This is a genomic window from Photobacterium angustum (assembly GCF_003026365.1).
GTDB classification, from domain to species: domain Bacteria; phylum Pseudomonadota; class Gammaproteobacteria; order Enterobacterales; family Vibrionaceae; genus Photobacterium; species Photobacterium angustum.
The window spans coordinates 50075-62653 of record NZ_PYOM01000010.1 but is presented as its reverse complement, the minus strand read 5'-3'; the positions used below and the strand labels follow the sequence as shown (position 1 = coordinate 62653).

At 36.3% G+C, this 12579-nt stretch carries 17 protein-coding genes; 10 read left to right on the top strand and 7 right to left on the bottom strand.

Annotated features, from left to right (window positions below; genetic code table 11):
• Positions 1–259: 259 nt before the first annotated feature.
• Entirely contained in the window at positions 260–1798 is a 1539-nt protein-coding gene (locus tag CTN01_RS11885; RefSeq protein WP_249033683.1) for a phospholipase D family protein, read from the bottom strand.
• Positions 1799–1961: 163 nt separating this feature from the next.
• Here CTN01_RS11885 and CTN01_RS11880 point away from each other — a divergent pair, with 163 nt between their 5' ends.
• Positions 1962–2354 carry a DUF2750 domain-containing protein gene (locus CTN01_RS11880; protein WP_005365846.1) on the top strand — a complete coding sequence of 131 codons (393 nt, stop codon included), beginning with the start codon at positions 1962–1964 and terminating at the stop codon, positions 2352–2354.
• A gap of 67 nt (positions 2355–2421) precedes the next feature.
• Positions 2422–2775, top strand: coding sequence for a HopJ type III effector protein (locus tag CTN01_RS11875; protein ID WP_045128748.1), 354 nt, complete (start codon positions 2422–2424; stop codon positions 2773–2775).
• Positions 2776–2858: 83 nt separating this feature from the next.
• Here CTN01_RS11875 and CTN01_RS11870 read toward each other — a convergent pair whose 3' ends face one another.
• Positions 2859–3191, bottom strand: coding sequence for a hypothetical protein (locus tag CTN01_RS11870; protein ID WP_045084197.1), 333 nt, complete (start codon positions 3189–3191; stop codon positions 2859–2861).
• 279 nt (positions 3192–3470) lie between these two features.
• Here CTN01_RS11870 and CTN01_RS11865 point away from each other — a divergent pair, with 279 nt between their 5' ends.
• The 3 genes from CTN01_RS11865 (at position 3471) to CTN01_RS11855 (ending at position 5957) form a co-directional block, all read left to right on the top strand.
• On the top strand, positions 3471–4253 hold the full coding sequence (locus CTN01_RS11865; protein WP_045149427.1) for a nucleotidyltransferase family protein: 783 nt from the start codon (positions 3471–3473) through the stop codon (positions 4251–4253).
• A gap of 212 nt (positions 4254–4465) precedes the next feature.
• Positions 4466–5254: a nucleotidyltransferase family protein gene (locus CTN01_RS11860; protein WP_005365854.1), complete on the top strand. Its 789-nt coding sequence runs from the start codon at positions 4466–4468 to the stop codon at positions 5252–5254.
• A gap of 226 nt (positions 5255–5480) precedes the next feature.
• Positions 5481–5957 carry a DM13 domain-containing protein gene (locus CTN01_RS11855; RefSeq protein WP_045149428.1) on the top strand — a complete coding sequence of 159 codons (477 nt, stop codon included), beginning with the start codon at positions 5481–5483 and terminating at the stop codon, positions 5955–5957.
• 181 nt (positions 5958–6138) lie between these two features.
• On the opposite strand, the gene CTN01_RS11850 is transcribed toward CTN01_RS11855, so the two are convergent.
• On the bottom strand, positions 6139–6783 hold the full coding sequence (locus CTN01_RS11850; RefSeq protein WP_045149430.1) for a LysE family translocator: 645 nt from the start codon (positions 6781–6783) through the stop codon (positions 6139–6141).
• Between the two features lie 151 nt (positions 6784–6934).
• Here CTN01_RS11850 and CTN01_RS11845 point away from each other — a divergent pair, with 151 nt between their 5' ends.
• Positions 6935–7210 (top strand): nitrogenase-stabilizing/protective protein NifW, encoded by a 276-nt coding sequence (locus CTN01_RS11845; RefSeq protein WP_005365860.1) that lies wholly within the window; start codon positions 6935–6937, stop codon positions 7208–7210.
• A 109-nt stretch (positions 7211–7319) separates the two neighbouring features.
• Here the strand turns inward: CTN01_RS11845 and ykgO are convergent, their stop codons facing one another.
• Entirely contained in the window at positions 7320–7463 is a 144-nt protein-coding gene (ykgO, locus tag CTN01_RS11840) for a type B 50S ribosomal protein L36 (RefSeq protein WP_005365863.1), read from the bottom strand.
• Positions 7464–7465: 2 nt separating this feature from the next.
• The gene (locus CTN01_RS11835; protein ID WP_005365865.1) at positions 7466–7723 is read right to left on the bottom strand and encodes a type B 50S ribosomal protein L31; all 258 of its coding nucleotides are present in this window, start codon (positions 7721–7723) and stop codon (positions 7466–7468) included.
• Between the two features lie 159 nt (positions 7724–7882).
• On the opposite strand from CTN01_RS11835, the gene CTN01_RS11830 reads away from it, so the two are divergent.
• From CTN01_RS11830 to CTN01_RS11815, 4 genes are all read left to right on the top strand, one after another.
• A complete protein-coding gene (locus tag CTN01_RS11830) occupies positions 7883–8266 on the top strand; it encodes a hypothetical protein (RefSeq protein ID WP_005365867.1) in 384 nt (127 codons plus the stop codon).
• 11 nt (positions 8267–8277) lie between these two features.
• On the top strand, positions 8278–9660 hold the full coding sequence (locus CTN01_RS11825) for a class II fumarate hydratase (protein WP_045149432.1): 1383 nt from the start codon (positions 8278–8280) through the stop codon (positions 9658–9660).
• 482 nt (positions 9661–10142) lie between these two features.
• Positions 10143–10517, top strand: coding sequence for a fumarate hydratase (locus tag CTN01_RS11820; protein ID WP_244156068.1), 375 nt, complete (start codon positions 10143–10145; stop codon positions 10515–10517).
• A gap of 254 nt (positions 10518–10771) precedes the next feature.
• On the top strand, positions 10772–11350 hold the full coding sequence (locus tag CTN01_RS11815) for a DJ-1/PfpI family protein (RefSeq protein WP_045128753.1): 579 nt from the start codon (positions 10772–10774) through the stop codon (positions 11348–11350).
• 128 nt (positions 11351–11478) lie between these two features.
• On the opposite strand, the gene CTN01_RS23040 is transcribed toward CTN01_RS11815, so the two are convergent.
• On the bottom strand, positions 11479–11712 hold the full coding sequence (locus tag CTN01_RS23040; protein ID WP_244156069.1) for a hypothetical protein: 234 nt from the start codon (positions 11710–11712) through the stop codon (positions 11479–11481).
• Positions 11713–11919: 207 nt separating this feature from the next.
• Complete coding sequence (locus CTN01_RS11805) at positions 11920–12450, bottom strand: hypothetical protein (RefSeq protein ID WP_244156070.1); 531 nt, start codon at positions 12448–12450, stop codon at positions 11920–11922.
• Positions 12451–12579 lie beyond the last annotated feature (129 nt).

Sequence of the window (12579 nt, the reverse complement as noted above, 5' to 3'; positions counted from 1 at the left end):
TTTATAATATAGGCAAGAAATGAATAATATGCCTCGTATTAATAGCGATAAAAAAACAAATATATACTATTTATTTTGCATACCAAAATGCAAAAAATACATTATTTTATCTAATTCATTGTCTTATTTATTAATCATAATCATTTTTTGATTATATATTTTTATATAATTCTTTTTTTGACAATAAAATACAAGATATAAATATTATTTAACTATCTAATTACTTATGTTTTATTGTATAGCTATATCTACATTCTTATTATAATAAGAAATTAAACAGCCATGACGGTAACCACATAAATTTCATTTTTGTTGTATCAGGCTCACCAGCTCCATAGACATTAACTGAGTTATTTTGGCTATCTATTGCCTGTTCATCCCCTACAATTTGGTATCCATTCTTTGCTCGTGAACGGATACTCTCCTCAATTTCAGCGACAAGTTGATCGTTGCCACGGCAAAAAAGTCCCATTTCAGTATTATAATGATTAGAACGGTTATCAATATTGTACGTTCCCACCATCACTTCATTTTGAGCATCACCATTCCGTTTATAAACTTGTGTTTTTGAATGCATCCCCCACCGCGCACTTTCCACCGCTTTACTGACTGTTGCAGTTTCATTTAGCCATTCACCAGCATGAAGATAGATATGCATTCCTGCAGCTTGCCAATCATAAACATGACTATACAGTTGCGCGGCTACATAAGTTGCATCAGTTGAGGATAAAGAATTGGTATATAGCGTCATATCGATATCTCTATCGAGTAAAATTTGCATTAAATGCTCTGATTTTCGATTATTCAGTAAATAAGGAGATGCCAATATTAAACTGTCATCGACTGTCATCACTTTATCGAAAATTGTTTTACGTAAGAAACGATAATTATCACTATACGGATCTTTAAAACGCGTCCAGAAAGATCCTCCTGGTGCATCTGAAGTAAATGTCGTTTCAGGACATAAGTAGGCCTTTTTCGCCTTTAAAATCGGTCTTGCAATGGCTTCTATTCTCGCTCTTGTCGCCACTTCTATTTCTGTGTGAGCCAAAAAGGCTTGAACGGCTTCCTGCTTACGCTCGTATTTTTGTAATTCAATACGATTATTAGGTACTTCAGGAGACTGATAACGTTCACTGATATCATGTTCGAAAAACGCATTAAAAGAATCCTGCATCGGTTTAACAATAGATCCGGATACATGCAGGTCACGATCAAGAAAGTTATATTGTTCTGAAAGATCAAAATAATCATTTTCGATATTTCGCCCCCCAGTAATCGCTTCTTTACCGTCAACCACCAGCAATTTACGATGATTACGAAAGTTTATCGTAGAAATATAGTACAGCGGTGCAGCATTATAGTAGCGAACATCAATACCGTGAGCTTTCAAACCATCGGCATAGTATTCATCAAACTCAAATACAGTGGCAGATTTATCAATCAATACCCGTACTTTCACTCCTCGCTTTGCTGCTGCCACTAATTCTTGCACGATTATTTTCCCACTCATATCTGGAGAAAAAATAAAGTATTCCACTTCAATCGTTTTATGGGCACGTTGGATCATATCAATACGGGTTTGTAATGCTGCAATGCCGCTATTAAGTACCGTAATGTCATTACGTCCTACGCCACTATCCGGCTGATAAATATCAACCTGATGAAACGGATAAGGATTCGATGACGAAAGATCATGATAACTCTCAAAATCTTCATCCCAGTAAACCCAATTACACCCAGAGAGTAGTAATGATAATGACACTGTGGTTGCAATAGAACGGTAAGTAAACAACACAGGCTCCTTGTGCTATATAGATAAATCCCTTTATTATTTCATCTTGCATGACAACCCGATAAAACCCCATAAAATTGTAATATCAGTAGGATAAAACAAGATCTCTGTTCTATTTTGATTTATTCTTACAAACAATCGACATAACTACCAAGGTAATACACCCATGTCTACGCCATTAGATGCAACAGCAATTGAAACAATCCAAGGTTTTGATGCCGAAAAGCGTTACAAGCATTTAGTTAAAGAAGTTGTCGCTAACCGTGAAATTTGGATCCTTATCGATGAACACGGTTGTGTAATGCTTAATACCGATGATGAAGACTGCGTACCAGTATGGCCAAATAAAGAGTTTGCAGAAGCATGGGCGACTGGTGAGTGGGATAATTGTAAAGCAGAAGCTATTTCATTAAACAAGTGGCATAGCCGTTGGACGCATGGCCTTGAAGATGACGAACTGGCTATCGTTGTATTCCCAATTCAAGATCAAGAAGGTTTAGTGATCTATCCTGACGAGCTAGATTACGAGCTAAAGAACCAAGCAAAAAAACAGCGATAATCGCTGGACGATTTTACAATACTAAGGTCAGAATTATTCTGGCCTTTTTTATAGGAGAAAAACGTAAATGGACGCACTACTTCAAACCATTAAACAAAATCCAACCACCGTTGAATTTTCCCATGTTATGGCAGTGATCACTGAACATTATGATTATCAAACCACGACATTTTACAATGGTTTAAAAGACGATACGTTAAAGAATGATGCAGGAACAAATGAAGGTTCATGTAAGATTTTTGCTTTTGCGCAATTAAATCAACTCTCAGAACAAGAAACGCTAGCTTGTTTTGGTCAATATTACCGTCAAGATGTGTTAGAACATCCTGATAATAATGATCATCAAAATATTCGTCATTTCATTAAATACGGTTGGTCTGGCATTCAATTTGAAACATTCCCGTTAACGGCTAAAGCTTAATCACAAACAAGCCATCACTATAAATACTCTTTATCAACTTAGAGCAATACGATGATGGCTTGCTTAATATAAGCGCTAAAAAATTAGCTTAACGGCTTATTACAATGACTACATTTCTGTGGTGGCTTCATAAAAAATGGGGCGCGAGTTGCCTGCCCACAGCTATCACAAAACTTGGTAGAACGAATAGTCAGTAATGTTAATGGTACCAATAACACTAGAATCGCAACTAGCCATATTGTTGGTGGCTGCATATAAATAATGAACCCGCCAATCACAACGTTACTAAACACGGTATAAATTGGCCATAATTTGCGCTTTTTTGCTACATCCTTACCACGTTGGAATATCATCACACTACCAACAACCAGTGCTACCCAAATAACGATAAAGCCAATTAATAGATTTTCCTGCATTACTTACTATCCCTACGATTAAACACTATAAATGTTTACATTGAACAAACTTTAAACAACAAAAGTAACTTATCACTCTCATTGAAAGCATAATTAACCTCCCAACAAGTATGGTTTTATGACCTTTCTCACAATGTTGGATTATCGTTAACAAATATACACATTTTTATTACCACTTTTAAAAATAAAGTATTATCTTTAGCGCCAGAACAGGACGTTCAGGAATAAACCACAGACTTAGCTGCCATTTGCTAGTGCGCTGTGCTAAAGGAGTAAAAAATGGTTATTCAAACTGTAGCTCGTACTCATCGTCTACTACCTTTTGCGATTAGCAATGAAACAATTGCTGATGCTATGTTTCAAGATTCAACAAATAGTCATAATTTCAAGCGCATTGATCAAACGAGTGCATTATTTAATTCATCGCATTCTATCAAAGAGCTACAGCAAATTCCTAGCTGGCGTCAGCACAATATTACACAGCCTTATAATCAGTTAGAAAAGTTATACCAGCACGCATACCCAGCTCAACAAGAGCTAAATATACTGTTAGAAGCAGCAGCTCTTGTTAGTCATTCGCAGGCTTTTTTACCTGGAATAAAAAAACAAAAACGCGCTGAAACAAAAATTGCTACAGAATTACACGGTAACGTAAATAAACTTACCGATGTTGTACGTGGCAGTGTTGTCGCAACAAATATTAGCGATTTAGTGAAAGCATATAACTACTTAGCTCAATATTGCGATATCGTTAGAGTGAAAAATCGTTTTGATACCCCAGCTGTATCAGGTTATCGCGATATCAAAGTCTTAGTTCGATTAAGCAACAGTGGACTTATCGCTGAAATTCAACTGCACCTTGAAGCTATTGCTGAAATCAAAAATGGTGAAGAGCATGATATCTATGAAGCGATTCAAAAAATCGAACGTATTTCGATAATTAAACGTCGACCGTTAGACGATATTGAAAAGATGCAAATCAAACGCTTGCAGAATAAATCCCAAGCTCTATATGCAAAAGCGTGGCAAACCTATACTCAGCCTTTCAATCTAGCCAGCTAATAAAACAACATACAATAATGTGATCAAAGCCGCATTCTTATGCGGCTTTTTTGTCATTTTATGAATATTGACACAGAGTTTACCTCTCATTCAGGCTATATTGTTAACATCAGATCAGAAAGTAAAACCAAGCACCGACAAACTACACAGCACTTTTAGATATCCTTTTTGTGTGTTTGATATTGAAAGACAATATCATTGGGAGTTGCTTAATGGATGTAAAATCTGTTCTACGTACAAGCTTTATTCTGTTCTGTATGCTTAGCCGTTCGGTGGTTGCAGCACCAGCTGTTGCGCCTGCATACACAATCTCTGACCAACCATCACCAACACGATTATCTCAAGCAAGCCGTAAGTCATTTCAACGTGATTTAAGTGGTTTATATAGCATTAAATCTTGGAAAAATAACAACATTGCACAACCTTATGATGACTTTGTTACCTTGTATCAAGCATCAACTCAAGCACAAGCTGAATTAGCAAACCTTATGCGTAGCATTAGCCTAGTTTCATCAACTGAAGCATTAGTACCTGCCGTTAAGTCAATGGCACGTGCGCAACATAAAATTGAAACAGAGCTAAATGGTCAAACTAATAAAATTACTGATATCGCACGTGCTTCTCTCGTCGCTAACGATGTTTCATCTTTAGTGCAATCTTTTGAGTTATTAAGCAAAGAAGCGACCATTGTTGGTGTTAAAAACCGTTTTAAAAAACCAACGGCTTCTGGTTACCGAGATTTGAATGTATTAGTTGAACTGCCACAAAGTAAGATCATTGCAGAAGTACAACTTCACTTAAAAGATATTTCTGATGTGAAGAATGGTAAAGAGCATGATATTTACGAACAAATTCAGAAAATTGAACGTTTAGCTCTGCATCAAAAACGCCCCCTGACAGAGTTTGAAGAGAAGAAAATTAAAAACCTACGTCAAGAGTCATTACATTTATACCAAACCGCTTGGCAGCAATACTTACAACCTAACAGTGTTGCCGTTTAATTCACTTTTTTATTCACTTCAACGCCCTTCTTGTTAGGGCGTTTTTATATTGATCACTTAAATAATAATTTTTAATTGGTTAACGAATAACAATAAACAAAGCCCGTAGTGAGTGATCATTACAGGCTTTTTGTATATTTATTAAAAATAAAGTATTAATAATTTGAATTTATAACAGTTTTAAGCAATACCGATACAAACCTAGTGTTTCAGCAAAGGTAGACTTATGACTATCAAAAAATCAATCACACTCCTTATCACTCACTTACTTGCTGGCGCATTTGGTGTCGCTCTAGGGATCTATTTACTACCTATTTTGACTGCGCCAACAGCACCAACAACATCTGAAGTCACCAGCCTTTCCACACAAGCACAGTATTCAGCAGAATTTAAGCGTGATTTAGCTGGCAGCGATTTTCTTCATTGGGGCAAAGGAAAAGTATCAATTTCACCAACAAAGATAACCTTAATGGGAAAACTCGCACCGGGCCCTGATTATAAACTATACCTATCATCTAAATTTGTAGAAACCGAGACAGAATTTAACCAAGAAAAAACCAACATGGTGTTGGTAGGAAACGTGAAAACTTTTGATAATTTCGTTGTGAATGTGCCTCAGAGCATTGATATAACCAAATACAATACCGTGATCGTGTGGTGTGAGTCTTTTGAGCAATTTATTACTTCGGCTAAATACCAGTAACATCGAGTACAGCTACATTGTGACGAGAAAATCACTTATTAGACAAAATACAATAACCTTAAGTACACCACTCTCACAGCAAATGTTATTAATTTCAGCAGACACTTGCTGAGCATTTATATTTAATATGATCAAAAAAGCGATCCTCCGATCGCTTTCGTTTATCTCAAGCAAACCGATATCAATTAGAACTTGATAACGCAACCTTCGCGCCTAATGCCATTAACACCGCTCCCATTACTTTTTCGACATACTGTTGTGCCGATAGGAAAGCATTTTTAATGTAACTGCGGTTTAAGAACACAGCGACTAGCGAGAACCACACAAAACACGTTATCGACACAATGGCACCATAGGTAATTTGAATAGCGATAGGTGTCGATGCACTGACTAACTGAGTAAATAAACTCAGGAAGAATAACGTCGCTTTAGGGTTTAACATATTGTTTAAAAATCCCATTTTAAAAGCTGCTATAGCACTAATATCTTGCTTTTTAAGATCAGTATTTTCTAATGTTGCCTTCGCAGTGCTTTTTAGGCTTTTATAACCAATATAAAGCAAATAAGCCGCACCAAGGTATTTAACGATAGAAAAGAGCACAATAGATTGTGAAAGTAATACGCCAATCCCTGCTAAAGTATAAAAGATATGTACCCAAATCGCAGCAGCAACACCTAATGCAGTGAGAATACCTGAACGCGTTGAATGAACGAGGCTATTTCTAACCACAATAAGGAAGTCAGGTCCCGGTGCAATAATGGTTAAAATCGTAATAGTAACAACGGCTATTAATTCTGTTAGGTAGGTCGTAAATAACAATTCCATTTTAGTATCCTTTTTCTTTTCGTCCCTCCTACAATAGTTAAATACGATTAATAAACAAACAATTTATTAACAATTCCAACCACAGATCAAAATCAAAACACCTCACCTCCCTCTATGTTACCTTTCGCTTTCACCATAGAGAGACAGCACCATGACCAAACCAAATATTCTCAACACGATTAAGAGTTTTACTTCTATTGAGCAAGCGCTTGATTACTTTGAGATTAGCTACGACAGCCAATTTATCAATACCAATCGTGAGGCGTTAGTAAAACGCTTTGGTGGTTATTTAATCATGGAAAAGCCTGATGATTGGTTTTCAGGACGCCGAGCATTGAAAAATGCCTACTGTCGTGTACAACGCTCATTATTAGATAAATCAACAAGACAAGCTTGTCGCGGATGTACTAGTTGCCAACGTCGATAATAAAACAAAAAGCCCATCACGATCGTAATGGGCTTCATATGTAATATGTTATTTTAATATAATTGACGATACCTAGCCGGTTAGGATTCATCCTTTTACTATTGCTATCTTACTTTTTCTTCTTTACCTTGCCTTGTACTGCTTTAAATCTTGGATTTGATTTACAAATAACATAAAGGCGACCACGACGTTTAACGACTTGGCAATCCTTACTACGCTTCTTTGCACTTTTTAATGAGCTTAATACCTGCATCGTTATTCCCCTTTTAGCCCTGTCATCGCAAACTGTTTATTAAATCGAGCAACACGTCCATCACGTTTAGTCATCTTCTGCTTACCGGTGTAAAACGGGTGAGAATGCATAGAAACATCTAACGTAACATAAGGATATGTTTCTCCCTCTAGTTCAACTGTTCTTGACGTTTGTATTGTTGAACCAACCATTATGTACTTGTCTGCACCAGTATCATGAAATGCCACCGTTCGATATTCTGGATGTATACCTTCTTTCATTTTTACTCTCCCTTGCTGCTTTATTGTTATGTTATAACATAACAATAATCAAGGTCAACATAGATGATAATAATTATCAGTAGCAATTAAAACTTGAAATAATTTTCAAAACAATCAATGATAATGATTATCAATAAGATCTATATCGAGATGCGGATAATGACTGAAACCACTTTTTTATACCAATCATTTTATAAAGCAGAAGATCTCTTTCTTATTCATCAAAATGAGAATGGGTTAGAACATGATCTTGTTGCTAATTACATTCAATCAAGTTTAAGCCTCGCGACTTGGTATAGAAAAGAATCTGATTTTGCGAATCCATTATTAGAAGAGCTTTTTCTTCGCCGCCTCTTTTACAACCTTTTGAATACCATTAATGACGCAACAAAATGCCCAATACTTCGTAGGATTTGTTTAAACCAAATCCATGAGCCTCTAATTGCGCTAAAACATTATTACAATCAATCAAGAACAGGCCATAAACACTTTTTATTACTGCAAAAAGATCTTAAAGAAATCCAATACCTCAATGATCTATAAAGGAAAGATTAATGACTACATACCGCATAGAAACAGATAGTATGGGTGATGTACAAGTACCTGAAGCAGCACTCTATCAAGCGCAAACCCAACGAGCTGTTGATAACTTTCCAATCAGTGGGTTAACCATGCCAGCTACATTTATTCAAGCATTAGCATTAATCAAACAAGCAGCCGCAAAAGCCAATTCCGAATTAGCACTATTAGAAACAGACACCGCCGATGCGATTATCTCTGCCTGCCAAGAAATCATTGATGGACAGCATTTAACGCAATTTCCAGTAGATGTATTCCAAACTGGCTCAGGAACCAGTTCAAACATGAACGCCAATGAAGTGATTGCAACACTGGCATCACAAAAACTTGGCAAAACAGTGAACCCAAATGACCATGTCAATATGGGGCAAAGTAGTAATGATGTTATTCCAACCGCTATCGCAGTAAGCGCATCGCTTGCTACTGAACAAGAGCTTATTCCAGCATTACAGTATTTAAGCCAAGCCATTGAGTCAAAAGCACAGACACTTGAAAATGTAGTTAAAACAGGACGTACACACTTAATGGATGCAATGCCAGTTACTTTGGCGCAGGAGCTCCGTGGCTGGAAATATCAAATAGATGCAGCATCAATTGGAATACAGCAAACATTGCCGCAAGTGAAAGCCTTAGCACAAGGCGGTACAGCAGTAGGAACAGGCGTCAATGCAGTACCGGCCTTCTCTGATTTATTTGCTAAACATCTCTCTGCGACAACGAAATCATCTTTCAAACCTAGTGACAATTTCTTTTATAACATGTCTAGCCAAGATGCGATTGTTAGCCTCTCAGGACAACTAAAAACAGCGGCTGTCGCAATAATGAAGATCGCCAACGATCTACGATGGATGAATTCAGGCCCACTTGCAGGACTAGGAGAAATAGAACTCCAAGCTTTACAACCAGGTTCATCTATCATGCCTGGTAAAGTTAACCCTGTTATTCCTGAATCTGCAACCATGGTGGCAGCACAAGTGATTGGCAACGATACGACTATCACTATTGCTGGTCAATCTGGTAATTTTCAACTAAATGTTATGCTTCCCGTCATTGCTCTAAATATTAGTCAGAGTATTGAGCTACTAACAAACACTTCTGTTCAACTCGCTAACAAAGCAATATTGAGCTTCACAGTTCGTGAAGATAACTTACAAACTGCACTTGCGAAAAACCCTATTCTGGTTACGGCATTGAATCCAGTTATTGGTTATTTGAAAGCCGCTGAAATTGCTAAAAAAGCTTACAAAGAGCAACGCGCAATTATTGATGTTGCAGAAGAAGAGACCGATCTTAGCCGTAAAGAGCTGCAAAAATTACTCGATCCTGCGAAATTAACCCAAGGTGGCATTGCTAAATAGTATTAAAATAAGTGTAATTAAGTATTTTTATTGATTTAATTCACTAAATAAAGTTTTCAAATACCATATACCCGTTATTTAAAATCCATCATTAAATAACGGGTGATCAATGTTATAATTAGCATCATTTAAAAATTATTAACTATCTTGTTCAACCGACTCTTTCTCAGCGAAAAAACATTAATATCTATTCAAGCTAATTGAGAACCAAGCAATATGGACTAACTTATCTGAAAGCGACGAAGAAAATAGGGTTGGCATGCGTTTATTAAGAACAACCATGATCAAAATTTAAAAAACTTCATTTAAAATTCTTCCTGATTAACCTAAAAAACACGATAAAAGAGAAACTTAAACATTAATCTGAATAGCCGATACAATTGCTGTTAATTTTCCAACCTGATATTGCAAAATTAGCCATGATTAGGGGTATCACAAAATTTCTCTTTGGTTAAAATATCGAAAAATTATGGCTGATTATCATGCCATTGTTGGGCTTTTTTGCCCTTTTAAACGTCATCATTCAGGAATATACATTCATGAACCAACCAGCAGACACAATTGCTAAAACTGAGCAAGATAATTCAACGAATGATATGCAACCTGCACAGTTTAATATTGCACGCATCCTTAGCATCGTCCTTAATGTGGTATTAATTCTCGCACAAATTAAGTTATTAAAAGTTCACGACGTTACCATAAAAACATACGGACTTTTCATTCTATGTAACGTCAGCATTTTATTTAGTATCTTTGCGCCACGTTTAACAAGCTTTAAATTAAAACAAATTCTCAAATACGCTTATATGCCAACGGTTATTGCCGTATTCATTTTTATAGGTCAAGTCACCAACTAAACACTGATTTAACACCACGTATGGAGTGTTAAAAATAATGATTACGATTATGCTAACACTTCATTAATTATTCTATTTCACTTCAAATAACTACTAAATTACAGAGTCATTCATTACTCTATTAAAACATTCAAAAATGTATTACTCATCACAACCTTCTCTCTTACCTCCAGTAATGTTGCACGATATGATAGTTCTACTAAACGTTATATCTGTTCCTTTCTCCTTTAAGATCGTTCATGCATGGAGCAAAAATGAATATAGGTATTTATATTTACGAGAATGCAGAAGTTCTCGATTTTTCAGGACCTTTCGAAGTCTTTAGTACCGCTAAGCGCTTACATGCAAAAGATTGGGATATATTTCTCATTGCTGAAACGTCCGCTCCAGTGACTGCACGAGGCGGTTTCCAAGTTCTGCCACATTACAGCTTTAATGATCACCCGCATATAGATGTTCTTATTGTTGTCGGTGGTATTCACACAGAAGAAATGAATAAAGCAGAAGTATTAGCATGGATAAAGCATGTTGATACAACAGCAACACACGTTGTTTCTGTTTGTACTGGCGTTTTTTTACTGGCGAAAGCCCGGTTGTTTACTCAGTTATTTGTTACGACCCATTGGGAAGACATTCCAATTTTAATCGAAACCTTCCCTAATCTAAATGTCATAGATAACAAGAGATGGGTTTGTGATGGAAAGTATGTTACATCCGGAGGAATATCAGCAGGAATAGATATGAGCTTATACCTTGTATCAAAATTACACAGCTTAGTGCTTGCCGAGCAAGTGGCACATCAAATGGAATACCATTGGCAACAATACCCTTAAATGATTTACAAAAAATACCAATGAGCAAAAAGCCATAACGATCACATCAACCGTTAAAATGCCCTTTCGGAAATAGGATATCTAGCCAAAGCGATTAAACCAATCAACAAATTAATGGCACTATAAGACTACGAGCATAATTGTTTTTTCAAGGCTGTATAAGAAGTTTGCTGAGCATGAATGCGAACCGAGTGATGGTAGACTAAAACCTCCCTAGCCCCGGCTCCCATCGCTAGTTCTTTTAACACTCGCTCTTCAATATCAGTGAGTTCACCGTCTACTTTTTCCAATTGGTGCATCACAATACGTGGGCTTATCGCAAACTTGTTATTACCTAATACTTCACGGACAGCATATTGCAACAGCTTATCTGCGCAAGCAAAGTCACCGACAAACTAGCGTTTATGATCAAACGGATTAAGTACTGTAATATTTGAGCCTGATAAATATTTACGTTATCTCCTACCGCTAGTACATTCTTTTTCTTACCTTCAACTGCAATATAAGGAGATAAAGCCACCCTTTCACACGATCCAAATACCTGAACAGATAACTGCTTAACACTCAATTCAACTAATAGGTCGCGTTTGAATTTTTGTAAAAACGACATTGCCTTGCTCTATCCTTAAATCCACGCTAATAAAAAAGTGATGCTTAATGGGAGTGTCTAATTCAGGTTTAGTCACGATCATCGCATAATAGCCAAAACTAAGATCTGTTTTTCTCCCCACTAAAATAACGCGATCATTCAATGATAATTTACTCGCGACTTCAGAGGGAATATCACAAATACTATTATTCATAAATTGTGTAAAATCTTCAGGCTTAATACACCAACCCATGCTTCTATCTTGTGAAAGACCTTTAATGACAATAGTTTGATACGCAATATTGATAGGAAAAGTAATAATTACACTAGGGATCACTTTTATATAAAATATGTAAATAAATAGCGGTGTTATAGTAAAGAAAGTGAATGCTGGTGCAATACTGAATATTTTATTTCCTTTCCTTGTTATACGTGTAAATGCGATTTCTCTAAAGGTATCATTCGTTACAAGAAAATAAAAAACAGTAACCAAAGAATAATACAGGAGCATATTGTCATCATTAACAACATTTTATGAGCATCTGCATACACCAATGTAGACGGCGTCAAAATCAGAAATAATAATCCACTAAAAATAAGAAATACGTAATAACCCAACGATGCGAATAACGACAACATT